Below are 23,315 nucleotides of genomic sequence, written 5' to 3'. Positions count from 1 at the left end.
GGTCAGTTGCTTTTGCTAAGGCGTTTTTGCCTGGCCAGTTGCCAGGTTTTGTAGGCGCGGTTGATGGTCTGGCGGATCTGGAACACGGTGCTGTCGGTCAGCGCCTGTTTCACCTGGTACGCAACGCGGCGGCCGGAGCGCAGGTTGAGCGACGTGATCTTGCCGCTTTCCAGGTTGTGCAGCGACTGTTCGATGGTCCCGAACAGACCGCCGAGAAAAATCGCCCGTACCTCGGCGCGCAGCTGCCGGGTCTCGCTGCAGGTCGGCAGTCCGAACGAGGTCTTGATCGAACACAGGTAGAACAGGCAGGACGCGCCGTCGAACTCGGCGCGCACCATGGGGCTGACGCCGGCCCGCTCGAGGTGCGGTTTGAGCGAGGCCAGTGCCAGCACGTAGTCGATACACCAGCTTGGCGAAGTCAGGTGCGTGATGCTGACCGCATGCTGGCGGTAATGCAGCAGCACCAGCGGCAGGTACACCAGCGTGTTGCAGGCAGCGAGCACGCGTGGCACCGTCGCCATGTCCTCGAACAGGCGACCGGACGGGAACAGTGGCATGCCCAGGTCGAGGTAGATCTGGCGCCGAATGATCTTGCTCCACGCATACATGCGGCGGTCGGCGAAATAGGGCACCAGGATGGCGTCGTGGCCGTGCAAGACCACGCCGGCGGGGTAGCTCAGGCGCGTAAGTTCGAGCGGCTGGTCGGTGCGGTGCGGATGCCAGAAACAAAAATCGGTGGCGATGGCATCGGGCGCGTGGGTGGCGATGGCCGCTTCGAGACATTCCAGCATGCCGGGTTGCAGCAGGTCGTCACTATCGACGAACAGGATGTAGTCGCCGCGTGCTTGCTGCAGTCCCGCGTTGCGCGCCACCGCCACGCCCTGGTTGGCTTGCCGGACCAGGCGCACCGCGCAATGTGGCGCAGCGGCAGCCTGGGCCTCTACGCGCGCGGCAGTATCGTCGTACGAGCCATCGTCGATCACGATCAGCTCATGCGCCGTCCCCATTTGCCGCAAGATATGCGCCAGGCATTCGTCGATAAATTCGGTGGCATTGTGGGCCGGAACGATGATGCTGATGGCAAGCTGGGCGGGCATGTCAGCTAACATCACTGCGTTGTTGACGGCGTTGTTGCCTGCCTATTTGCCACACCTTGTAGGCCCGGTTGACGGTCTGGCGGATCCGGAAGATGGTGCTGTCGTTCAGGGCCTGGCGTATTTGGTGTGCAACGCGGCGGCCCTTGCGCACGGAGACCGAGGCGATTTGACCGGTTTCCAGTTGATGCAGCGTCTGCTCCACCGTGCCGAACAGGCTGGCCAGGAAGATGGTGCGCACTTCTGCGCGTACCCGGTCCGGTTGCGTCGAGGCAGGCAGCTCGAACGAGGTCTTGATTGCGCACAGGTAGAACAGGCTGGCGGCGGCGTCGAATTCGGTGCGCACGCTCGCGCTGGCACTGGCGCCGGCAGCTTCGAGGTACGGCCTGGCCGAGGCCAGCGCGCCCACGAAGTCGGTGCACCAGCGCGGCGTGATCACCCGCGTGATGCTGCGCGGATGCTGGCGGTAATGCAGCAGCACCACCGGCACGTACACCAGCGTGCGGCACGCCGCCAGCAGGCGCGGCACCACGGCCATGTCCTCGAACAGCCGGCCCGACGGGAACAGCGGCAGGCCCAGTTGCAGATAGATGTCGCGCCGGATGATCTTGCACCATACGTACATGTGGCGGTCGGAGAAATAGGTCGACAGGATCGCTTCCTGGCCCTGCACCAGCACGTTCTGCGGATAGCTCAGGTGGTGGTATTCGAGCGGCCTGGCGGTGCGGCCCGGGTACCAGATGCAGAAATCGGTGGCGATCACGTCCGGCGCATGGCTGGCAATGGCGGCGTCGATGCCGTCCAGCGCACCCGGTTGCAGCAGGTCGTCGCTGTCGACGAACAGGATGTAGTCGCCCTGCGCCTGCGCCACGCCGTTGTTGCGGGCGTCGGCCACGCCGGCATTGGTCTGCTCGATCACGCGCACCAGGCACTGCGGCCACGCGGCAAAGACCGCGCGGGCGCGGTCCACGGTGGCGTCGGTGGAACCGTCGTCGATCAGCACCAGTTCGTGGCCGTCGCGCATTTGCGGCAGGATGCAGTCGAGCGTCTGGGCGATGAAGTCCTGCACATTGTAGGCAGGCACCACGATGCTGAGCCGCAGCCCGCCGCTCATGGCGCCAGCCCCACGGTGGCGCGCACGGTCTTGTCGTGCATGCGCGCCTCCACCCGCGCCTTGTTGCTGCTGGCCTGGTCGCGCACCGCTTCGCGGTGCCACAGGTGCAGCACCTCGGTGGCGAATGCGCCATCCTTGCGCAGGATGCCGGCGTTAAACAGGCGCAGCACGATGTCGGCATCTTCGTGGCCCCAGCCGGTAAAGCTTTCATCGAAACCGTTGATGCGCTCGATGTCGCTGCGCCACGCCGCCATATTGCAGCCCTTGATGCGGCGCCAGGTAAACCGGTCGGATGTGCGTTTTACGTCCGGAAAGTGCCACCAAAGTTGTAACAATTTGTTCAATCCGCCGTTCAACCGCAGCTTCAATTGTCCCCACGGCGACAATTGCAACGGGTGGATCGCGCCGCTGAGCACCTGCGCGGTCAGCGCTTCGCTGAGCAAAATACGACTGCCAGTTACCATGCAGCCCGGCTCGGCCAGGTGCCTGTGCTGGCTGATAAAGCTGCTCTGCGGGATACAGTCGCCGTCGAGGAAGATCAGGTAGTCGCCGGTGGCCGCCGCAATGCCGAGGTTGCGCACCCGCGCCAGGCGGAAACCGAGGTCTTCCTGCCAGATGTGCCGCAGCGGTACCGGCGAGCGCGCTTGCAGCTCCGCCACGCAGGCGCGTGTGTTGTCGGTCGAGCCGTCATCGGCGACAATGAGCTCGAAATTTTTCTCGTCCTGGAGAAAGAACGCCTCGATGACTGCGCGCAGTGCATCGGGGCGATTGTAGGTCGCAATGACGACTGAAATATTGATTGTTTGTTGCATGAATGGCGGCGGGAACGGTGACCTCTCGCGGAAAGAACCCCAAGAAGAATGATGCATAATACCCTATCGCAAAAGTCCCACGGCACTGTCTTTTTCAACAGCCTGTTGTTTGCTCCACCGTTCCTGTTCCTGATCGCGCGCGGCGGTACCGGCTTGTTCAGCCTGGTCTACTTGCTCGCTGCGATCGCCTGCTGGCGCGCCGTCCGCGCGGCCGCCGCACCGCACTGGCGCGACATGGCGCCGCTGCTGCTGGCCTTCGCTTTTCCCTTGCTGCTGGCGCTCGGTTACTACCTGTTCGATCCCGAAGTGCGGCTGCGCGATCTCGAGCGCCCGGTACGCTCGCTGGCGGCCGTCGCCGCGCTGCTGGTGGTGGTGGCGATGCGGCCGGCACGGCGCTTCCTGTGGTGGGGCCTGATCGGCGGCGCCGTGGCCGGCGCGCTGTTCATCAGCTACCAGCGCTGGGTGCTGGGCATGGACCGTCCCGGCGGCTTGATCAACGCGATTACCTTCGGCGATATCTCGCTGTGCATGGGCCTGATGTGCCTGGCCGCTTCGCGCGATTTCCACGGCCGCGCCGTGCTGTGGCCGGTGCTGGGGGCAGTGGCCGGCCTGGTGGGCTCAGTCGCTACCGGCACCCGTGGCGGCTGGGTGGCGGCAGTCCTGGCCGTGGTGCTGCTGCTGCGCTATGGCAATGTCCTCGGCGGCCGCTACCGCAAGGGCGCGACGCTGCTGGTGCCGGTGCTGCTGGCGCTGTCGTTCCTGGTGCCGCAAACCGGGGCGCGCGAACGGGCCATGCAGGGCGTGGCCGATGTCGAGCAATATTTCGCCGGAGGCAATACCTATACCAATATGGGCATACGGCTCGAGCTGTGGCACACAGCCACCGTGCTGATCGCCGAGCGTCCTTGGCTGGGCCGCAGCGTGCCCGCCGTGGTGCGCGCCAAGCAGGCCATGGTGGACCGCGGCGAGGCGCCGGCCTACGTGCTCGAACTCGACCATTTCCATAACGACGCACTGCACGCCACCGTGTTCGGCGGCGTGGTCGGGCTGCTGGCCTGGGCCGGCACGCTGCTGCTGCCGTTCCTGTTTTTCCGCCGTCAACTGCACCAGGGCAGGGCCCGGCGCCGCGACGTCACGGCGCCGGCGCTGGCCGGCATGTTGCTGGTGGTCTGCTACTTCGGCTTCGGCCTGACCGAAGTGATTTTCTGGACCATCCACAGCAGCGTGTTCTATGCGCTCACGGTGTTCATGCTGGCCGGACTGTGCCTGACCGCGCCGCCTCAATCGGTGACCGGGTAAGCAACGCTGGTGGCCACGCCGTTCGGCGTGGTGACCGTGATGGTCAGGGCGCCGCTGGTGACCTCGTTGATGCAGGCGTTCGAGCCGAGCGCGCTGGACGCATCGCTGACCATCTGCACGCTGTAGATCCAGCCGGCCGCATCGGGCGACACGGTGTTCTGCACCACGGCGTTGGCGGCCGACAGCAGCCGACCGTTGGACGTGGAGAAGTTGATGCGGGTACCGGCCGGCAGCGGATTGCCGGGCAGGTCGAACAGCCAGTCCGGGTGGGCCGCGCGCACGTTGGCAGCGAAGACGGTCGGATTGTTGTCGCGGATGGCGAAGCGGAAGGTGCGGGTCTGGTTGACGAACGGCTGGCCACTGACGCACTGGCTCAGCGCCAGCGTGCCAATGGTCGGCGCGCCATTCAATGCCTGGTCGAGCAGGCTCACCGCCGGTGTGCTGTTCGACAGTACCATCACCATCGCCTGGCGCAGGTGCACGGTGGCGCCGCTGCCCGCGCCCGGTGCACGCAGCACGCCGTTGTAGACGCCATTGCCGGCGGTGGTCCAGGCGCCGTTGCCATCGGTGTCGATGAACGGCTCACCGGCCACGCGGGTGGCGCTGTTGCTGGCGTAAGCGTCGTTGCTGCCGGCGGCGTTGGCGTCGGTGACGGCGCGGTCGTTGCGGAACGGCTCGTCCAGGTCGGTGAACACTTCGCCGGCGTCATAACGGTTGTTGCCGTTGGCATCGACAAAACTCTCTTCTCCCAGCGCATAGGCGAGCACCGTCACGCGGCCATCGGCCGGCCGCGGGCTGGCTGCGCAGAAGCGCACCGTGCATTCGCCGGGCGTGCCTTTTTGCTTGATCACGGTGCCGTCGGTGAGCGTGGTCGAGGTTTCGCCGGTCAGGCACGAGGCATCGACCGTGCCGCCTTCGGCCGTGAAGCTCACTGCGGTGCCGTCCGGCGCCGGATTGTGGAAGCGGTCGGCCAGTCGCGCGGTCAGCGTGGTGCCCGCTGGCGCAGTACAACCGTTGAACGAGCCGCCTTCGACATTGCGCACCAGCGCGCTGAGCGAAAAACTCGCTTGTTCCGGCACGCCGGTGGACACGACCAGCTGGTCCGAGACGGTGCTGATGCCACCGCCCGGCAACAGCGCCGACACCCGCACCGGCGTATTGATGGTGCCGGAGGAGACGACGGTCGAGACGGTGCCGTCGGCGCCGGTGGTGGCGGTGGCCGGGCTCAGGGCCAGGCCGCCCACGCTGGTGTCCAACGCGAAGTTGACCACCTGGCCGGCGAACGGCTTGCCGGCGCCGTCGAGCACCTTGAAGGTGACGGTGGCGGTTTCCTGGCGGCCGGCGCCGCCGGTGCCCTTGAGCGCGATGTTCTGCGGCAGTGCCGAGACGAACAGCAACTGGCCGGTGGTGGCCAGGCGCACGGTCAGCGTGGCGCTGGTGGTGAGCGTGCTGCCGTTGTAGGCGACGCTGGCAGTGACCGGATCGCTGGCGCCGCAACCGAGGTCGGTGTAGGACGTGGTGGCCACGCCGTTGACGGTGTTGACCGGCGTGACCAGGCGCGCCTTGCCGGCGGCAGCGCACGGCGAACTGAAGGCCACCGACTGCACCGGCAGGTACGGCGTGCCGCCGTTGAACAGGGTGGCGCTCACACTGGCGGTGCCGCCGGCGGCAAGCGAGGCAGGCGCCAGCGCTGGCGTGGACAAGGTCAGCGTCGGGAAGGTGACGGCGTAATTGGTGCTGGCGCTGAGTGAAAGGCCGGCCACGGTGGCGCCGGCGGTGGCGCTGTAGCCGCCCGGGCTGGTGCCGGCGTTGACGGCCAGCGTGGCGCGGCCGTTGGCGTCGGTCAGGGCGGTGCCGCTGACCGGTGTGAGGCTGGCGGTGCGGTCGTTGCTGGTGAAGGTGACCAGCGCATTGGCCACCGGCGCGCTGGCGGTGTCGCGCACGGTCGCCACCAGCGTGCCTGGGCTGTCCGGGGCCACGTTGATGGTGCTGGCGCCGGCCGGGTTGATGAGCGTGAGCGTCAGTGTTGGCGGCGGTGGCGTCGGCACCGGCGCCACCGGCGGAATGGTTGCCGTGTAATTGGCGCTGGCCGTCAGCGCGCGGCCACCGACCGTGATGCTGGCAGTGGCGGCATAGGCGCCGGTAACGCTGCCGGCCGGTACGGCCACCTGCGCCACCCCGGCTGCATTGGTCAGCGCGGTGCCGGTCGATGGCACCAGCGTGGCGGTGGTGTCGGTGGTCACGAAGCGTACCAGCGCATTCGGGATCACGGCGCCAGCGGCGTCGCGCACGGTGGCGGCCAGGCTGCCCGGCCGGGCCGGCGTGACCGCATTGGTGGGCACGCCGTTGACGTCATTCAAGGCCAGCACCAGCGAGGCGCTGCCCGCCGCTGGCGGCAAGCTGACGTTGTAGTTGACGGTGGCGGTGGCGGTTTTGCCATCGACGCTGGCGGTGGCCGTCACGCCGAAGGCGCCGGCCGTCGCGCCAATCGGCAGGCTGATGCTGGCCACGCCGGCGGCGTTGGTGATCGCCGTGCCGGCGCCGGGCAGGAACACGGCGGTGCGGTCGGTACTGGTGAAGGTGACCAGGGTGTTGGCGACAGCCACGTTGGCGCCGGTCTTGAACAGCGCCACCAGGGTGCCGGGACGCTCGCTGGTGATGGTGCTCAAGGCAGCGCCGGTGCTGTCGGTCAGCGCCAGCGTCATCACGGGGGCGGGGGCGACGGGCGTGACCGGCGCGGTGGTGGCGCAGCCGGGCAACGCCGGATCGCGGTTCGGATCGAGCGTGGTGCAGCCCTTGTCGCCGCTGGCGCCGCCACCGCCGCAGGCGGCCAGCATGGCGGCCAGTGCGAATGCCAGGAACACCTGCAACAGGTAGCCGCTGGAACGCCGGCCGGACGTGGTTCGTTTCATGAAGACTCCTGGTTGAAAACTGGGCTGGCTTAATCGCATGCAGGTTTCCGTTTAAAGATTGGCGGCGCCCAGGCCCTGGTACAGCTGCAACAGCGCCGGGCCCAGCAACACCACCAGCAGGCTGGGGAAGATGAAGAAAATCAGCGGGAACAGCAGCTTCAGGGCGATCTTGGCGGCCTGCTCCTCGGCGCGCTGGCGGCGCTTGGTGCGCAGCAGTTCCGACTGCACCCGCAGCGAGTCGGCCACGCTGGTGCCGAAGCGATCGGCCTGGATCAGCATCGTCACCAGCGCATCGACGTCTTCCACGCCGGTGCGCAGCGACAGGTTGCGCAGCGCCTTTTCCTTGGCGCTGCCGGCGCGCAGTTCCAGCGTCACCAGTTGCAGTTCCTCGGCCAGGATCACGCTTTTCAGGCCGATCTCCTGCGCCACCCGCGCCAGCGCCGCATCCATCGCCAGGCCCGCTTCCACGCACACCGTCATCAGGTCGAGCGCATCGGGAAAACTCTCGAAAATGTCGCGCTGGCGGCGCTTGATCACGTGGTTGAGCACCAGGCCGGGCACGTAGTAGCCGATGGCGGCGCCCACCAGCAGGTAACTGAGCTTGGTCATGCCCTCGGCCTGGCTGCCGGTGCTGCTCAGGTACAGGAATACCAGCAGCGGCAGCAGCAGCGCCAGCCCGGTCTTGGCGGCATAGAACAGGCCCGGTGCGGCCGGCGTGCGCCAGCCGGCGTTGATGAAGCGGCGCCGCACGGCCGAGGTTTCCCAGCCTTCGGCCGGCACCGACAGCTTGGCCAGCGGCGAGGCGATGTTGACCAGCTGCTGCAGCCAGCGGCCCTTGTCGAAGCTGGACTCGGGCTGCTCGGACAGGGCGTCGAGGCGGTCGCGCACGGCGTTGTTGGTCAGCAGGCGCGCGGCCACCAGCGCGGCGCCGAACACGCCGATGAAGATCACCGCCAGGAAAATCAGTTGAACCGTTGTCATGGGCTTAAATCCTGATCTTGGTGATCTTGCGGATCACCAGGAAACCGAGCAGCATCATCCCCGCCGCGCCCATCAGCAGGCGCTGGCCCTGCGGATCGACGAACAGGATGGTGAGAAATTCGCGGTTGAGCGCGAACATGATGCCGCCCACGCCGAACGGCAAGAGGCCCAGCACCCAGGCCGACATCTTGCCCTCGGCCGACATCACGCGCACCTGCGCCAGCAGGCGCAGGCGGTCGCGGATGATGGCGCTGATCGACGCCAGCAGCTCGGTCAGATTGCCGCCGGTCTCGCGCTGGATCAGCACTGCCACCACGAAGTAGCGCAGGTCGGCGCTGGGCACGCGCTGCGCCATGCCCATCAGCGCATCCGGCATGCTGATGCCGAAATTGACTTCGTCGAACACGGCGCGAAACTCCGCCGACAGCGGCATCGGCATTTCGTCGGCCACCATCTTGAGCGCGGTGGGAAACGCGTGGCCGGCGCGCATGGCGCGGCTCATCATGTCGAGCGCCTCGGGCAGCAGCAGTTCGATGCGGGTGATGCGGCGGCGCTTGGCGCGATTGAGTTCCCACCACGGCAGGCCGGCGCCGCACAGGCCCAGCACCAGCGCCCCGCTGGTGGGCAGGCGCAGCACCATCGCCAGCACCACGCCGGTGGCCGCCGCCACGGCGATGATGGCCAGCATGCGCGCGGCGGTCCAGCTGCGGCCCGACTGCAGCAGCACCTGGTCGAGCAGCAGCATGCCGGGCACCCGCAGCAGCATGCGGTGGGTGGCGGGATCGCGGCTGAGCATGCGGTCCTTGGTGATGGACACAGCCAGTTCCACGCTGTCGTCGCCAATCGCAGTGCGCAGGCGCCGCGCCACGCGCTTGGCCTGCTCGCCCTTGACGTTATGCACGCTGCTGTAGATGCCCCATACGAGCAGCGCCACGGCGCCGAATACGCACAGACCGAAGACAATCAAACGGGTGTCCATGACGTCCTCAGGATGGCTCGAACACGGTGTTCGACACCGTCACGCCGAAATTGCGCAGGCGGTCGATGAAGCGCGGCCGGATGCCGCTCGGGCTGTGATGGCCGTGCACGGTACCATCGTCGCCCAGGCCGGTCTGCTTGTAGCTGAAAATCTCCTGCATGGTGATCATTTCGCCTTCCATGCCGGTCACTTCCTGGATCGACATCACCTTGCGCTTGCCGTCGGGCAGGCGCGAGACCTGCACCACCACGCCCACGGCAGAACTGATCTGCTGGCGCATGGCCTTGGTGGGCAGGTTGGCGGCCGCCATGCTGATCATGTTTTCCAGGCGGGTGAGCGCGTCGCGCGGCGTGTTGGCGTGGATGGTGGCCATCGAGCCTTCGTGGCCGGTGTTCATCGCGCCCAGCATGTCGAGCGCTTCGGCGCCGCGCACCTCGCCGAGGATGATGCGGTCGGGACGCATGCGCAGCGCATTGCGCACCAGCGCGCGCTGGGTCACTTCGCCCTTGCCCTCGATATTCGGTGGCCGGGTTTCCAGCCGCACCACGTGCGGCTGTTGCAGTTGCAGCTCGGCCGCATCTTCCACCGTGACGATACGCTCGGTCTGGCCGATGAAGCCGGAGATCACGTTGAGCATGGTGGTCTTGCCGGAGCCGGTACCGCCCGAGATCAGGATGTTGACCTTGGCGCGGCCCAGGCCTTGCAGCACCTCGGCCATGTCGGCCGTCATCGAACCGTAGGCCACCAGGTCGGCCAGGCGCAGCGGGTCGGCAGAAAAGCGCCGGATCGACACGATCGGGCCGTCGATCGCCAGCGGCGGAATGATGGCGTTCACGCGCGAGCCGTCGGGCAGGCGGGCATCGACCATCGGGCTCGATTCGTCGATGCGGCGGCCCACGCGCGAGACGATCTTGTCGATGATCTTCATCAGGTGGGCGCTGTCGGTAAAGGTGACGTCGGTCAGCTCCAGCTTGCCGCGCCGCTCGACGTAAATCTGGCGGTGGGTATTGACCAGGATGTCGGAGACGGTGGGGTCTTCCAGCAGCGGCTCCAGCGGGCCAAAGCCCAGCATCTCGTTCTGGATATCGCGCGTGAGATTTTTGCGCTCGGCGTCGTTGATGACCACCGCTTCTTCTTCCAGCAGCCGTTCGACCAGCGTGCGCAGCTCGAGCTTGATCTGGTCCTGGGTCAGGCGCTGGATGCTTTCCAGGTCCACCCGGTCGAGCAGGGTCTGGTGCAGCCGGTGCTTTAGGTCCTGGTAGGCGCGGTTGTCGATGCCGGTCACGCGCTGGGCCACCACGCGGGTGGTGCCGGTTTCGAGCCGCTCGCGCAGCGAGATAGGGGTGTTCATGGTGGCTCCTTATTCCTTGCGGCCGCGCAGCTTGTCGATCCAGCTGGCCGGTTTGACGGCAGCCGCTTCGCCACTGAGGCTGCGCGCGAATTCTTCCAGGGCTTTACTCAGCGGACTGACAGGCGCGAGCTTCATCACCGGCACGCCCTGGTTGACCGAGGCGGCAGCGGCATCGTAGTGGTTGGGAATGGTCTGCATCTGGTCGGTGTCGAACGCGGCCTCGAGGTCTTTCAAACGTATCTCTCCGCCCTTGTCGTGGCGGTTGACGATCAGCTGGATTTTCTCTTTCGCGTATTCGAGCGAACGGAATACCGTCAGCAGGCGCTTGCTGTCACGGATGTACGGCAAGGTGGTTTGCAGGATCGGGAAAATCAGGTCGGCGTGGTCGAGCGCGCGGATGGTTACCGCGTCCAGGCTGCGACCGACGTCGAGGATGATGAAGTCGTACTGCTGGCGCGCCAGCTTGATGATGGCGTCGATATGATCGGGCTTGACGTCGCTGGTGTGGGCCGGGTCGGACGGCGCCGCCAGCACGCCGTAGTTGGGCAGGATGCTCAGCATGCTCGAGGCCAGGAACGACGGATCGAGCCGGTGGATCTGGCTGGCCACGTCCGACAGGGTGGCCAGCGGCTTGTGGTCGGAGACGAACAGCGAGGCATCGCCGAACTGCAGATTCATGTCGATCAGCGCCACCCGCTTGGCGCCGCTGGCGGCCAGCGCGTAGCCAAGGTTAGTTGCCAAAAACGTGGCGCCGCTGCCGCCCTTGCAGGAAATGAACGCCAGCACCTTGCCGCTGGCGTGGTGGCGCCGGCCCAGCTTTTCGGCGATACGGTCGAGCACCGGGTACAGCGTGGCGGACGTGACCGGGACCGGCAGCACTTCGCGCACGCCGGCGCGCATGGCGTGCAGCAGGAACTCGGACGAACTCTCGCTGCTCAGGGCGATGAAGGCCATGGCCGGATGCAGGCCGCTGAGGCGTTCGACCTGTACCAGGTCGCCGTCCTCGACTGAAGGCTGGTCGATGATCAGCACGTCGGGCAGCTGTTCGTCGGCCATGCCGGCCAGCCGTATCAGGCCGCCCGACAGCAGGTCCACTTCGTCGCCAGTCGGGCGCGCGCGCAGCAGGCGGCCCAGGTCCAGCAGGTGGCGTTCATCCTTGGAAATGACGGCGATTTTCAATGGTTGTCCTTGGCGTTGGTTCAGCGCGTGCCGGAGCTGGCGCCCGTGCCCGTGGTCAGCGAACTGCCCTGGGCTTCCGGCGTGCGGTACGACTTCTGATAGTTTTCATAGACCGACTCGGCGGCCTTGCCGTCCATGCCGTTGACCGGCGAGCGGTTGGCGCCGGCCTGCGGGTTCAGCGTCTGCTGCGCCAGTGCCTGCTGCACGCTGGCGCCGAACTGGCGGTCCAGCCGGGGCGACTGCGCGCAGCCGCCAAGCAGCAGCGTGGCGCAGAGCGTAGCGTAAAAAAGTATGCGGGCCATGCGGTCTCCTATTTGACGTCGAAGCCGGCAGCGGCGGGTTTCGGTTCAGCCGGTGCCGGTGCCGGTGCAGGCGCAGGCGCGCGGCCTTCCAGCTTGCCCATGCCGAAAAAGTCGAGGCGGTTCGGCGGCACGTAGTCGTCGGTCGGCAGCTTGGGATTTGGCGCCAGCGGGCGCGCCAGGTGCGGCGTGACGATGAATACCAGCTCGGTGCGGTCGCTCTGGAAATCGCTGCTGCGAAACAGCGCACCGAGGATCGGAATCTCGCCCAGGCCCGGGAAGGCCTTGATGCTGGTGGTGACGTTGTTCTTGATCAGGCCACCGATGGCGAAGCTCTGGCCGTCGTACAGCTGCACCGTGGTGCTGGCGCGGCGCGTGGTAAACGCCGGCAGGATGGCGGTGGCAGTGCTGCCGGTGGCGCTGATGCCGATGCCTTCGCGGTTGATCTCGGAGACCTCGGGCGCCACGCGCAGGTTGATGCGGCCGCCTTCGAGCACGGTGGGCGTGAATTTGACGGCCACGCCGTATTCCTTTTCCTCGAGCGTGATGCGGGTGGAGCCGCCGGAGCCGTCCTGCGCCACCGGGATGTAGATCTTGCCGCCAGCCAGGAAACTGGCCTCCTGGCCGCTGATCGCCAGCAAGGTCGGCTCGGCCAGGATCTTGACCAGGCCATCGCGTTTCTGGGCGTCGAGCGTGGCGAAGTTGCCGTTCTTGCCGTTGAATGCATCGAGCTTGCCGCTGTTGCCGGTCAGCAGATTCGACAGCAGGCTGTAGGTCCAGTTGCCGGCGGTGCCAGCCACGCCGATGCTCGCGCCCAGCTGGTCCACCAGGCTTTTCGACACTTCGGCAATTTTCACTTCCAGCATCACCTGCTGCGGCGCCGCCACCGACAACATGTTAACCACGCGGCTGGCGGCACTGCCGACGGCGCTGCCGCCCACCAGCAGGCTGGCGCCGGAATCGACCGCCGTCAACGGTGCGCCAGCGGTGCCGGGGCCGCCGTTGCCGGCGTTGTTGGCTGTACCCGCACCGGCACCGGCACCAGCCTGGACCGGCGCCTGGCTCATGGCGCCGCGCGCGCCGCGTTGCAGGTAGGCGGTGGCGACCGCCACCACCTGGCCGGCGCGGATGGTGTCGGCCACGCTGCCCGACAGGATCAGGGCATTGCCGGAGACGGTGACCACGATGTCGCGCTCGGTCGGGAACAGCGCAGCGAACTGCTGGCGCAAGGGCGCCGCGTCGATGCCCACGCTGATGTCGATGATGGTGGCCTGGTTGGCCTTGTTCCACAGGATCAGGTTGGTGGTGCCGGTGGCCTTGCCCAGCATGTACACCTCGCTGGGATTGATCAGGATGACGTCGGCCACGCGCGCATCGCCCACCGCCAGCCGCGCCGCCGGGTAGGGCAGGTGCATCAGCGTCGATTTGCCTTCGGACAGCTCGATCTGCTGCGCCATCTGCACGCTGCTGGCGTTGCCGGCCGGGGTGCCGGCCAGGCCCGGGGGCGTGGTGGCAATTGCGGCAGAGGCAGCGGGAGCGGCGGTAGCAGGCGCCTTGGCCTTGCCCTGCGCGTGGGCCACGGTTGCCGCAAGCGGCATTGCTGCCAGTGCGGCCAGCACGGCCAGCGTCATCATTGCAGCGGGCGCCGGCTTGGCGGTCATGCTAAAAACGGTCATCGATGGCATCCTTGTGCGTGGTTGAGCGAAGCGTAGCGCGGACATCAGAATTGCTGGATGCTGCGGTCGAGGCCCTTGATCACTTCCACCTTGTCACCGTGCGGCGTGGCCGGGCGTGGCGCCGGCGCTGGTGCTGGGGCTTGTGTTGGCGCCGCTGCCGTGGCCTTCGCCACCGACTGCTGCGGCTGCGGGCGATTGCGGCCCAGCAGTGCGGCGCGCGCGCCGTCGGGGTCGAGCAGGGTGTCCTTGGTAGCGCCGGCGGTGTCGGCGGTCTTGGGATCGATCTGGTTGCGCAGCACCAGTGACAGCGTGCCCACGCTGCGCGCCAGGTCGAGCTTTTCCACCTGGTCAGGCGTGAGCTCCAGCGTGACGGCGTTGACCACCTTGGGCTTGGTGTCGTCGCGGTTCGATTCCTGCGCCACGGCCAGCACCAGTATCCGTTCCAGCACGATCTTGGAAATCGCCTGTTCGCGTGCGCGGTCGTTGCCGAAGTCGCCGCGCGCTTCTTCCTGGGTGTTGACCAGGATGTCGACGAAATTGCCGGGCAGGGCGAAGCCGGCCACGCCGACCACGTCATTGACGCGCACCGTCATTGCGCGCTTGCCTTGCGCCACCACGGCCGACAGGCCGCCGGTGGTGCCGGCCGGCGCCAGCTTGCTTTCCATGATGGGTTCGCCGTGTTCGATGGCGCTGCGCGAGACACGGTTGTCGAGCTGCTTGATGTCGGTAATGGCGCCGGGCGGCATGGCGTTGCCGGGCCACTCGATCAGGTTGAGCATCTCGGGCGTGATGCGCGCGCCCATCGGAATATCGACCAGCGCCACCGCCACCTTCTTGTTGCCGGCGGCGCCCTGGTCGTTGATCCACTGCGCCGCCACCACCACCGCCACCAGCGCCAGTACCAGCGCAACGGCAATCATCACCAGGGCCCGTGTATTTCTCATGAATTCGCTTTCATCGGATTGAACGGCGCGCCGCTGTCACGGCGCTCCCGGTCGGCAGCGCCGGCGCCGGATTGTTGCTGATGCTGTTGCTGGACTGCGGCCATGCGGCGCACGCCGGCGCCGGCGAAATAGTTATGCCAGGCCCAGTCGAGCGCGGCGCGCGTCATCACTGGCGGCGCTGATTCGTAGCGGGCCAGGTCCAGCAGTTGTCGTATCAGGTCGCGTGGATAGCATGCGAGGAGTGGCACATCTTCGCGGCGGTGTTTTTCCTGGAGCAGGTAGTGGTAGGTGTCGGGCTCGAAGTCGAGGTCCGCTTGCTGGCAGACTTGACGGAAAATGCGTTCATATTCAGCCTCTGTTTGCGGCGGCACTTCGATCTTGTAACCGAGGCGGCGCAGGAAAGCGCCATCGGACAAGCGCTCGGGTAAGAAGTTCGATGAGAATACCACGACTACATCAAACGGAACTTCGAAAACGTGGCCTGTATGCAACGAAAGATAGTCGATTCCACGATCCATCGGCACGATCCAGCGGTTCATCAATTCCAGCGGCGAGCAGCGCTGCCGACCGAGGTCGTCGATGATGAAGATGCCGTTATTGGCTTTCAAATGGGGAGGCGCTTGGTACAGGCGCGTATTGGGATCGAAGCGCAGGTCGAGCATTTCCAGCGTCAGTTCGCCGCCGGTCAGGGTGGCCGGGCGCTGCACGCCGCGCACCCAGCGCAGGTCGATGCTGCGCAGCTTGTCGATGGCGGCGTGGTCCGCTGGCTCCTGGTTTTCGTGGCTGGCGCGGTGCTGTACCGGATCGTAAAACGGCACCACTTCGCCGTCGATCATGATGGCGTAGGGCAGGGCGATATCGCCATGCAGCAGGCCGCGCAGGCGTTCGGCAAGATAGGTCTTGCCGCTGCCGGCCAGGCCGTGGATGAAGATCGCACGGCCCGAGTTCATGGCCGCACCCAGCTGGTCGAGCACGTGCTGGTTGACGACGATGTCGTCGAACACGCGCGTGACATCGGCGCGCGTGACATGCAGGTCAGCCACGCTTTGCAGCGCCACCTGGCGCCGGTAGTCGGCCAGCGTGACCGGCGCCGGACCCGCATAGGCATTGCGCGCCAGGCACTGCTGCGCGCGTTCGCGACCGAGTTCGGTCAGATGATATGCAAGGTCGGCGTCGGTGCCGCTGACGCCCCGGCGCGTGACTTCGCACAGTTTTTCCGTGCGCATGAAAGCGATGAGCGGATCGATCACGCCCACTGCCAGCTTGATGTGGCCCGCCAGTTCCGGCAGCTTGAGCTGGCCGCGCTGGGCCAGCACCTTGATCAGCAATTCGACCAGGAACAGGAACGGCAAACCGGTCTCGTCCACCGTGCGCGGCGCGCGCATGAAGGCTGGCGCCATCGCCGTGGCGTCGAGGGCGGCAGGCCCGCTCACGCGAACAGGCTCGCGCCGTTGAGCGCAGCGTAGACCAGGTAGGGCGCGGCCCCGGCCGCAATCGCAATCGCGTACGGCAGCTTGCCGCTCGGTGCGGCCGGCGCTTCGATCGCCGCCGACTGACCGTTGAGGGCGCCGAACACGCTATGGGTGACCAGATGCATGGAGTTGCCGAGCATGCGCTTGAGCGTGCCCAGGTACAGCGACACCACCAGCGCCAGCATGCCGCCAGCGAGCAAGGTGCAGGCGGCGATGCCGATCACCGCGCCGGGACCGACAAAGGCGCCGATCATGGCCAGCAGTTTTACATCACCGGCGCCCAGCGCACGCAGCGCATACATGGGCAACAGCAGCGCCAGCCCGGTTGCCACGCCTGCCAGCGACCACAGCAGACCAATGCTGCCGAACGGCGCCAGGAACAGGCCGTCACCTTCGGGCAGCACCGCCTGCAAGGCGAAAGCGAGGACCAGGCCCACCAGCACGAGCACGTTGGGAATGCGGCGGCTGCGCACGTCCTGCCAGACAGCGCCAGCGAGCAACAGCGACAACACGATGAAGGGCAACCATTTCATGGCCAGGTCTCGTCTCGGTGAGGAAATAAAAAAATGCCCGGCCGGTGTGAACCGTACCGGACATCCGGGGTAGAGCAGTTGCTTAGGCGGTGGCGGTAACCACTCTGCCGAACAGCGTCTGGATCTGGGTGCCCAGGGTTTTGACGGCGGTCAGGCCAACCACGGCGACCAGTGCGGCGATCATGGCGTATTCGATAGCGGTGACACCGGATTCGTCGTTGAAGAAGTTTTTGATGGCGTTCATGATGTTTTCCTTGAAAAATTATTCGTTAAGTATCAGGTGGAGCGTGTGCGATGCTGCGGTGATCAGGCGGTCGCGGTAACGACTCTGCCGAACAGCGTCTGGATCTGGGTGCCCAGGGTTTTCACGGCGGTCAGGCCGACCACGGCGACCAGCGCGGCGATCATGGCGTATTCGATAGCGGTGACACCGGATTCGTCGGCGATGAAGTTTTTGATGGCGTTCATGTTGGTTTCCTTGAGTGGGTTAATGTTGCCTGCCCTGGTGGGCTTCAGCTACTTAACAACACCTGAGCTGATGTAATGAATTATAGAGACGCGCCTTTCCCGCCACATCGGACAATGCTCCTGAAATGACTGTGACAAAGCGGTGGATTTGACCGTGACATTTGTCACGGTGGGGGAAAGGGGGAGCGCTTAACAAAGCCTGCAGGGCAAGGCGCGGCGACGAAGACAGTACGAATGTACGGCGAAGCGTTGCAACGCAGCCATGGAGGTTTTGTTGAGCGCTCTGTCAGCCCAGGCGGTTCTTGGTGGCGTAGACATAGAGCTCGAGCCGGTTGGCGACGTCGAGCTTCTGGTAGATCGAGGTGAGGTAGTTGCGCAGCGTGGGTTCGGCGATGAACAGCTGCTGGGCCAGGTCCTTGTTGGCGGCGCCGTTGCTGTGCACGACCGCCTGGACGATCTTGCGCTCCTTGAGCGTGAGCGAGGCGATCTTCTCCGCTTCGAGATTGCGGTAGTCGGCGGCAGCCGGGTTGATGAAGGCGCCCAGCATGGCCGACATCATGGTTTGCGACATCCACATCTCGCCGCCGTGGACCTTGCGCACGGCCGCCAGCACCACTTCGGCGTCGGCATCCTTGCCCACCACCCCGCGCGCGCCCAGCCGCATGGCCTGGCCCAGCAGGGCCTCGTCGCGGTTGCCGGACAGGATCAGCACGCGCGCGGCGCGTCCCGTCAGCAGGTCGGGCAGGATTTCAAGCGAGCTGCGCCCGCCCAGGTCGAGGTCGAGCAGCACGATGTCGGGCCGGGTGCGCGCCGCCTCGACCAGGGCCTGGTCGGGGTCGCCAGCGGTGGCCACCAGCTCCATCTCGGGCGCGGTGCCCTCGATCAGCTTGCGCAAGCCCCAGAGCAGGGTGGCGTGGTCATCGACCAGCATCACGCGGATCGGTGCGGCGGGACTACTCACTGTGGTTCCTTTCTTACAAGGGAATGCTGACCCGGACCCGGGTGGTGCCGTCGGGATGCGTGATCTCGATTCCGCCACCGAGCGCGGCCGCCCGCTCGGCAATCGAACCAGGCAGGAATGCACCCGGCGTACCGTCCGGGTTCTCGTTGTCGATATCGATCTGCAGGCAACGGCTGACAGTCGCTAGTGTAACCGCACCGACCCGCGCACGTGTGTGCTTGCGGATATTGCTCATGCCCTCGTTAACAATCTGGAACACTTCCGCCGCCAGGCGGTCGCTGATATCGACTTCGGGCACGATGCGCAGTTCGATGTCCAGACCATAGAATTCGCGGATTTGCCGTGCCTGGCGGCGCAGCGCGGTCATCAGCTCCGGTTCGCCGCCGCCGTCGTTCTTGCGCACGTTGCGGGCAAAGTTGCGCATGTCGCCGATCACTTCGCCGCTCATGGCGATCAGCTTGTCGAGGTCGTCGAGCAGCGGGTTGTCCGGGGTGGCGCCGTGGCGCATGGCGGACAAGGCGTGGCGCAGGCCGATGTACGGCTGAATCGTGGTGTCGTGCAGGTCGCGGGCGATTTTCTGGCGCTCGCGGAAGGCCGCCTCCGAGGCCATGCTGTCGAGCAGTGCGATATTTTCGATCACGGGAAAGGCCTGGCCCACCACCTGCGCCAGGAAGGCGGCGTCGCTGCGGTTGAAGCGGCGGCTGGCCGAGACCACGTAGATACGCCCGGCGCCGCGGCGCAGCGGCAACGGCGCGCTGATGAACGAGCAGGCCTCGAACAGGTCGGCCAGCTGTTCACAAGGCGCGGCGTCGATGGTCTCCCAGCGGCCGTCGCTGGCGCGCGAGCGCGCTTCGCCGCTCCACGGCAGGCGCGCATCGAGCGGCTGGTTGTACAGCACCTTGTGGCCGGCCGGGAAACCCAGCAGCGGCGCAGCAGCCGCATCGGACATGCGCGCCACGGTGGCGGCGCGGCCCGCGTGCTGCGCGCTGACCGAGCGCAGCAGCCAGTTGGCGTCGTCGTCCTCGCGCATCAGGAGGATGCAGGTGCTGGCCTGGTAAAAGGCGCGGGTTTCCTCAAGCAGCGACGTCAGCGTTTGCGCCACGCCGAAGCGCGGATTGAACATCCGGCTCACGTGGCGCAGCAGGCCCAGCCGGCGGCGCTGGACGATGCCCATCTCGCCCCAGTAGGCGATCATGTAGCCGAGCACCAGCACGAAGGTGATGCGCAACAGCAGGTGAGCCAGGTCGGTATCGGGATTGACGGTCAGCGCGGCGACGGCCAGCACGGCGGCCGAGGCCAGCGACATGCGTGCGCCTTCCTCGAAGCCCCACTGGAACGACGTGGTCAGGATCACGAAGAAGAAAAACGGCACGAAGAAGCTGTTGTTGCCGCCGCTGAAATACACCATCAGCGCATACCAGCCCAGGTCCAGCCAGTACACCGTCCTGCCATGCCAGAAAGGATTGCGGTGCAGGCGCGCGGCCAGGTAGAGCACCGCGCTGTGGATGGCGTAAGCGGAGAAGATGACAGCGCCAAGCCCGGACTTGAAGTCGAGGTCGGCAGGTGCGATGTACAGCGTCACCAATGCGGAAATGGCCAGCACCAGGCGCATGCCGAACACCATGGTCGCGCTGGTGGCGTCGGCAGCCGGGTCTGCCGTGCTGGAGCCTTTCGCTGGCTTGCTGGTTGTTACCACCGTGTCTCCCGGCTGTTAAGCAGTGTTGCATTGTACAAAAAAATACGTGACTTCAATAAGCTAAGCTGTTGTTTATTCACGCATCTTATCAGGCGGGAAATGTCAAATGGCCGCAAGGTACGGTATCGTCATGGCGTGAGCTTGCCCGGATAATTACGCAACAAAAACATTAAATTGCTACCTGAAATATTTTGACCGGGCTACAATGCGGCCATCGGCACCCTCGATCCGTCGCCGATATCCCCGGGCCGCCCAAGCACAGCGCCATAGCAAGCATGCAACCGCCACAGTTGCTTTTTCACCCAGAAGATGACATGACAGCTTTTCGTTCGACAGACCGATTGCGCCAGTGCGTTCCTGCGCGCGTGGGGCAACGCCAGGGCGGCGCCACCGTGGTCGAAATGGCGCTGGTGATGCCGGTATTTTTGCTGCTGCTGGTCGGCGTGATCGAGCTGAGCCTGATGTTTTTCGCCAACCTCACCATGCAGTACGCGGTGCGCGAAGGCGGCCGCTACGCCATTACCGGCCTGTCCGACGCCGACCCCAATGTTTCCAACCAGCAACGCTATCAGGCCATCCTGGCGCGCATGAAAACCAGCTCGGTCGGCATGTACGCCAAGACGTCGCCGGTGATCACCACCAACAACGTCACCTATACCGACAGCAGCTCGTACAACGCCGCCATGTTCGGCCAGGCCGGCGACATCCTGGTGATCAAGCTCGACTGTTCGTGGCCGCTGGCCACGCCGTTGCTCAAGCCGTTCTTCAAGGACGGCAAATACCGGTTCACGGTGGCAGTCACCATGCTCAACGAAAATTATGCGGGGGTGAACTGATGCTGTCCGATTGCAAAGGCTGGCGCCAGCAGCGCGGCATCGCCGCCCTCGAATTCGCCTTATTGCTGCCGCTGCTGGTGTTCCTGATCATGGCGGTGACCGACTTCGCCCGTGGCCTGCAAGCGAGTTCCGTGCTGATCAACCTGAGCCGCGAGTCTGCCAACCTGGCCGCGCGCAGCAAGCTGCAACTGACCGACAACAGCCAGGCCATCATGCGCGCAGTGGCGGCCTCGGCGCCGCCATTGGACATGAATGCGCGCGGCATGCTCTACATCACCAAGCTGATGGGCTACAAGGACAGTTCCGGCGCCATCACCACCGTGGTGCTGGAACAGTACCGCTGGGACGACAGCGTCAACCGGCTTGGCTTCCGCGTGAGCGGCTATGCGCCGCCCAGCCGCCTGTGGAGCTGCCCCAGCTGGAACAGCACCACCGGCGCCTGCAACAACATCGCCACCGGCGCTGCCGCGCCGCGCATTGCGCTGATGAGCGGCGTGCTGTTCGAGGGCGAAATCATTTACGCAGCCGAGAGCTTTTATAAATTTAATGTGTTGTTCGGCAATGTTTCGCTGGGCCCGCTGACCGTGCCGAGTTTCGGCACCAATCTCTATTCGATGACGGTGTTCTGATATGGGTCATAAACGTTCCAGGCAAGGGGGCAGCGTGGTGGTCATGATGGCGCTGTCGATGGCGGTGCTGGTGGCCGCGGTGGGCCTGGTGGTCGATACCGGCGTCACCTACATGGTGCGCGACAAGCTCAACGCGGCCACCGACGCCGCCAGCCTGGCGGCCGCGCGCGCGGTCTCGCAGGGCAAGGACGAAGCCACCCAGCGCGCCAATGCGCAGGCGGCGGCGATCCGCTTTTTCAATGCCAATTACCCGACCAACTACATGGGCTCCACAGCCAAGCTCAACGCCCCGAGCGTGGTGTTCAACAACGGCATGGTGACGGTGTCGGTGAGCGCCAGCGCGACGCTGCCGGTCTCGTTCCTGGGCTTGCTGGGCGTGTCGCCGCTGACGCCGGCCGTGGCCTCGCAGGCGGTACGCAAGGATCTCGACATGGCGGTGGTGCTCGATACCTCGGGCTCGCTTTACAACCAGGGCAACAACGTGATCGCCTCGGCCAAGACCTTTCTCAACCAGTTCAACGCCGACCAGGACCGCGTGGGGCTGATCCATTTTTCGTACGGCGCGGTGATCGATGATCCGATCCGGCCGGTGGCGCGCGGCTTCGACCGCGCCTCGATGGTCAGGCACATCAACGACTTCGACTTCAGCGGCTCCACGGCCTCGCCGGAAGGCATGTTCTGGGCGCGCCAGCAGCTCAACAGCGTACCGACCTCCAATAACAATCGCTCCAACCTGCGCGTGATCGTATTCTTCTCGGACGGTGCGCCGAACTCGTTTGCCAGCTACCTGACCTGGAAAACCCCGACCGATTGCACCAAGGCCGGCGTGATCACCACCGATGACGACAGTTCCGGCACCCCGGGCGGCATGTACCGCACCGACGTCCAGTCCGCCGTGCTGACCGAGCAGCGATGCAATCCCAACTACGCCTATGGTTACGACCGCTACGGCCGCTACTACTACGACCTCGACGACAAGGCCAGCACCTTGCCCGACTGGTACAACGGCCACAATCTTGAGAGCAAGCCCAACGATATCAATGCGCGCGAGTTCGCGGTGGTGACCGATACGCCGCGCAAGGTCACCAATGCCGTCACCTTCACCAACATCAATCGCGCCGCGCGCAACATCGTCGAAGCGATGGCGCGCAAGTCGCAGGACGAGGGGATTTACGTGTTTACGCTGGGACTCGGCGCGGCGCTCAAGTCGGGCACCGGCGTGGACGGGGAGAAGGGCGAAGACACCCTCAAGTGCATGGCCAATTCGACCGACGCCCCGGCGCGCTGCTTCAACGCAGCCAAGCCCGTCGGTCTGTACTGTTACGCTGCTACCACCAGTGACCTGACGCCGTGCTTCTCCAAACTGGCATCAGCCATCATGCGCATCTCCCGCTAGCGCTTGATACTGTAGTGGCTGGTTAGCGGGTGGTGCTGGCTACTGGCGGGGCTGCCAGCGGGGCCGGTGCTGCCGGGGCGGCAGGTGCTGCCGGGGGCATCGGGGCAGGTGGCTTGTGGCCGTACGATACCAGCTCCCAGCCGTCGCGGTTGACGGTGCGGCCTTGCCAGTCGGTGTCGCGGTAGTCGAGCTTGACGAAGTTGTTGATCTCGGGGACGAACCACACGGTTTCCACCAGGTTGCCGTTGCCGCTGTCGGGGCCGGTTTCCTTGCCGCGATATTCAGCTTCCACGATCACCTTGAGCGCGTGGAATTCGCCGGCCGGTACCTTCACTTTTTCCCAGTCCACCACCTTGCCACGGATGGCGTAGCGCCACTGCTTGCCGAGCTTGGTATTCTCGGCCACGGCTTCGCTGCTCCATTCCTTGCCGGGCGCCAGCGGGAAGGCGTAGCGCGCGAACGACGGCGCGAAGTGCATGCTGCCGCGGTCGATCGGATTCATGTCGGCGCTGAACAATTGCTTGCCGATCGGCGCGGTGTTGCCCGGCCGGTGGATGTCCACGTGCACGCCGGCATTATCGATGGCCGACACTTCTAGGCGGCTGATATTGCCTTTGACGCCGTTGCGGGCGTCGGTGTACTGGTAGGTCCAGTTGTCGCCGAGGGCGGGGGTGGGTGCGGTAG

At 65.7% G+C, this 23,315-nt stretch carries 22 protein-coding genes; 4 read left to right on the top strand and 18 right to left on the bottom strand.

All coding sequences use genetic code 11. From position 1 onward, the window contains the following. Nucleotides 1-2: 2 nt before the first annotated feature. From DUPY_RS02145 to DUPY_RS02135, 3 genes are read right to left on the bottom strand one after another with little or no spacing between them, the layout of a single operon-like run. A complete protein-coding gene (locus tag DUPY_RS02145; protein ID WP_070246052.1) occupies nt 3-1,097 on the bottom strand; it encodes a glycosyltransferase family 2 protein in 1,095 nt (364 codons plus the stop codon). A gap of 1 nt (nt 1,098) precedes the next feature. After that, on the bottom strand, nt 1,099-2,208 hold the full coding sequence (locus DUPY_RS02140; RefSeq protein WP_070246051.1) for a glycosyltransferase family 2 protein: 1,110 nt from the start codon (nt 2,206-2,208) through the stop codon (nt 1,099-1,101). Beyond that, nucleotides 2,205-3,020 (bottom strand): glycosyltransferase family 2 protein, encoded by an 816-nt coding sequence (locus tag DUPY_RS02135; protein WP_070246050.1) that lies wholly within the window; start codon nt 3,018-3,020, stop codon nt 2,205-2,207. The genes DUPY_RS02140 and DUPY_RS02135 overlap by 4 nt, the downstream gene beginning before the upstream one ends. 51 nt (nt 3,021-3,071) lie before the next feature. Here DUPY_RS02135 and DUPY_RS02130 point away from each other — a divergent pair, with 51 nt between their 5' ends. Then, the gene (locus DUPY_RS02130; protein ID WP_167359012.1) at nt 3,072-4,319 is read left to right on the top strand and encodes an O-antigen ligase family protein; all 1,248 of its coding nucleotides are present in this window, start codon (nt 3,072-3,074) and stop codon (nt 4,317-4,319) included. Here the strand turns inward: DUPY_RS02130 and DUPY_RS02125 are convergent. The 14 genes from DUPY_RS02125 to DUPY_RS02060 form a co-directional block, all read right to left on the bottom strand. After that, complete coding sequence (locus DUPY_RS02125) at nt 4,301-7,231, bottom strand: beta strand repeat-containing protein (protein ID WP_070246048.1); 2,931 nt, start codon at nt 7,229-7,231, stop codon at nt 4,301-4,303. The two genes, DUPY_RS02130 and DUPY_RS02125, sit on opposite strands and share 19 nt — an antisense overlap. Before the next feature lie 51 nt (nt 7,232-7,282). After that, complete coding sequence (locus DUPY_RS02120) at nt 7,283-8,212, bottom strand: type II secretion system F family protein (protein WP_070246047.1); 930 nt, start codon at nt 8,210-8,212, stop codon at nt 7,283-7,285. Between the two features lie 4 nt (nt 8,213-8,216). Continuing rightward, the gene (locus DUPY_RS02115) at nt 8,217-9,191 is read right to left on the bottom strand and encodes a type II secretion system F family protein (protein ID WP_070246046.1); all 975 of its coding nucleotides are present in this window, start codon (nt 9,189-9,191) and stop codon (nt 8,217-8,219) included. Between the two features lie 7 nt (nt 9,192-9,198). Beyond that, nucleotides 9,199-10,542: a TadA family conjugal transfer-associated ATPase gene (locus DUPY_RS02110; RefSeq protein WP_208599981.1), complete on the bottom strand. Its 1,344-nt coding sequence runs from the start codon at nt 10,540-10,542 to the stop codon at nt 9,199-9,201. A gap of 9 nt (nt 10,543-10,551) precedes the next feature. After that, entirely contained in the window at nt 10,552-11,721 is a 1,170-nt protein-coding gene (locus tag DUPY_RS02105; RefSeq protein WP_070246045.1) for a CpaE/TadZ family protein, read from the bottom strand. A gap of 20 nt (nt 11,722-11,741) precedes the next feature. Then, on the bottom strand, nt 11,742-12,023 hold the full coding sequence (locus DUPY_RS02100) for a hypothetical protein (RefSeq protein ID WP_070246044.1): 282 nt from the start codon (nt 12,021-12,023) through the stop codon (nt 11,742-11,744). A gap of 8 nt (nt 12,024-12,031) precedes the next feature. Then, complete coding sequence (locus DUPY_RS02095) at nt 12,032-13,696, bottom strand: type II and III secretion system protein family protein (protein WP_070246043.1); 1,665 nt, start codon at nt 13,694-13,696, stop codon at nt 12,032-12,034. 44 nt (nt 13,697-13,740) lie between these two features. Continuing rightward, entirely contained in the window at nt 13,741-14,640 is a 900-nt protein-coding gene (gene cpaB / locus DUPY_RS02090; protein ID WP_070246042.1) for a Flp pilus assembly protein CpaB, read from the bottom strand. Further along, nucleotides 14,637-16,073 carry a DUF8689 domain-containing protein gene (locus DUPY_RS02085; RefSeq protein ID WP_229255210.1) on the bottom strand — a complete coding sequence of 479 codons (1,437 nt, stop codon included), beginning with the start codon at nt 16,071-16,073 and terminating at the stop codon, nt 14,637-14,639. Before DUPY_RS02085 ends, cpaB begins: the two co-directional genes overlap by 4 nt. Further along, entirely contained in the window at nt 16,070-16,645 is a 576-nt protein-coding gene (locus DUPY_RS02080; protein ID WP_070246041.1) for an A24 family peptidase, read from the bottom strand. The genes DUPY_RS02085 and DUPY_RS02080 overlap by 4 nt, the downstream gene beginning before the upstream one ends. Before the next feature lie 82 nt (nt 16,646-16,727). Then, entirely contained in the window at nt 16,728-16,889 is a 162-nt protein-coding gene (locus DUPY_RS02075) for a Flp family type IVb pilin (RefSeq protein ID WP_070246040.1), read from the bottom strand. Nucleotides 16,890-16,951: 62 nt separating this feature from the next. Beyond that, complete coding sequence (locus tag DUPY_RS02070) at nt 16,952-17,113, bottom strand: Flp family type IVb pilin (protein WP_070246039.1); 162 nt, start codon at nt 17,111-17,113, stop codon at nt 16,952-16,954. A gap of 286 nt (nt 17,114-17,399) precedes the next feature. After that, a complete protein-coding gene (locus DUPY_RS02065) occupies nt 17,400-18,074 on the bottom strand; it encodes a response regulator (RefSeq protein WP_229255209.1) in 675 nt (224 codons plus the stop codon). A gap of 13 nt (nt 18,075-18,087) precedes the next feature. Then, nucleotides 18,088-19,770: a sensor histidine kinase gene (locus DUPY_RS02060; RefSeq protein ID WP_084640499.1), complete on the bottom strand. Its 1,683-nt coding sequence runs from the start codon at nt 19,768-19,770 to the stop codon at nt 18,088-18,090. A gap of 314 nt (nt 19,771-20,084) precedes the next feature. Here DUPY_RS02060 and DUPY_RS02055 point away from each other — a divergent pair, with 314 nt between their 5' ends. Genes DUPY_RS02055 through DUPY_RS02045 form a run of 3 tightly spaced genes read left to right on the top strand, consistent with a single transcriptional unit; the run spans nt 20,085 to nt 22,631 of the window. After that, a complete protein-coding gene (locus DUPY_RS02055; protein WP_070246037.1) occupies nt 20,085-20,606 on the top strand; it encodes a TadE family protein in 522 nt (173 codons plus the stop codon). Further along, nucleotides 20,606-21,235, top strand: coding sequence for a TadE/TadG family type IV pilus assembly protein (locus tag DUPY_RS02050; RefSeq protein ID WP_070246036.1), 630 nt, complete (start codon nt 20,606-20,608; stop codon nt 21,233-21,235). The genes DUPY_RS02055 and DUPY_RS02050 overlap by 1 nt, the downstream gene beginning before the upstream one ends. Before the next feature lies 1 nt (nt 21,236). Next, entirely contained in the window at nt 21,237-22,631 is a 1,395-nt protein-coding gene (locus tag DUPY_RS02045; RefSeq protein ID WP_070246035.1) for a VWA domain-containing protein, read from the top strand. A gap of 22 nt (nt 22,632-22,653) precedes the next feature. Here DUPY_RS02045 and DUPY_RS02040 read toward each other — a convergent pair. After that, the coding region (locus DUPY_RS02040) for a hypothetical protein (protein WP_070246034.1) at nt 22,654-23,315 on the bottom strand (662 nt) is incomplete at its 5' end.

Source organism: Duganella phyllosphaerae (assembly GCF_001758785.1).
Lineage (GTDB): Bacteria > Pseudomonadota > Gammaproteobacteria > Burkholderiales > Burkholderiaceae_D > Rugamonas > Rugamonas phyllosphaerae.
This window is presented reverse-complemented; position numbering and strand designations above follow the sequence as displayed.

Coding starts and splice junctions, on each gene's coding strand:
- DUPY_RS02135 (WP_070246050.1), bottom strand. CDS start 3,020: ATGCAACAAACAATCAATATTTCAGTCGTCATTGCGACCTACAATCGC.
- DUPY_RS02045 (WP_070246035.1), top strand. CDS start 21,237: ATGGGTCATAAACGTTCCAGGCAAGGGGGCAGCGTGGTGGTCATGATG.
- DUPY_RS02055 (WP_070246037.1), top strand. CDS start 20,085: ATGACAGCTTTTCGTTCGACAGACCGATTGCGCCAGTGCGTTCCTGCG.
- DUPY_RS02075 (WP_070246040.1), bottom strand. CDS start 16,889: ATGAACGCCATCAAAAACTTCTTCAACGACGAATCCGGTGTCACCGCT.
- DUPY_RS02110 (WP_208599981.1), bottom strand. CDS start 10,542: ATGAACACCCCTATCTCGCTGCGCGAGCGGCTCGAAACCGGCACCACC.
- DUPY_RS02125 (WP_070246048.1), bottom strand. CDS start 7,231: ATGAAACGAACCACGTCCGGCCGGCGTTCCAGCGGCTACCTGTTGCAG.
- DUPY_RS02130 (WP_167359012.1), top strand. CDS start 3,072: ATGCATAATACCCTATCGCAAAAGTCCCACGGCACTGTCTTTTTCAAC.
- DUPY_RS02140 (WP_070246051.1), bottom strand. CDS start 2,208: ATGAGCGGCGGGCTGCGGCTCAGCATCGTGGTGCCTGCCTACAATGTG.
- DUPY_RS02050 (WP_070246036.1), top strand. CDS start 20,606: ATGCTGTCCGATTGCAAAGGCTGGCGCCAGCAGCGCGGCATCGCCGCC.
- DUPY_RS02115 (WP_070246046.1), bottom strand. CDS start 9,191: ATGGACACCCGTTTGATTGTCTTCGGTCTGTGCGTATTCGGCGCCGTG.
- DUPY_RS02120 (WP_070246047.1), bottom strand. CDS start 8,212: ATGACAACGGTTCAACTGATTTTCCTGGCGGTGATCTTCATCGGCGTG.
- cpaB (WP_070246042.1), bottom strand. CDS start 14,640: ATGAGAAATACACGGGCCCTGGTGATGATTGCCGTTGCGCTGGTACTG.
- DUPY_RS02145 (WP_070246052.1), bottom strand. CDS start 1,097: ATGCCCGCCCAGCTTGCCATCAGCATCATCGTTCCGGCCCACAATGCC.
- DUPY_RS02100 (WP_070246044.1), bottom strand. CDS start 12,023: ATGGCCCGCATACTTTTTTACGCTACGCTCTGCGCCACGCTGCTGCTT.
- DUPY_RS02095 (WP_070246043.1), bottom strand. CDS start 13,696: ATGACCGTTTTTAGCATGACCGCCAAGCCGGCGCCCGCTGCAATGATG.
- DUPY_RS02070 (WP_070246039.1), bottom strand. CDS start 17,113: ATGAACGCCATCAAAAACTTCATCGCCGACGAATCCGGTGTCACCGCT.
- DUPY_RS02080 (WP_070246041.1), bottom strand. CDS start 16,645: ATGAAATGGTTGCCCTTCATCGTGTTGTCGCTGTTGCTCGCTGGCGCT.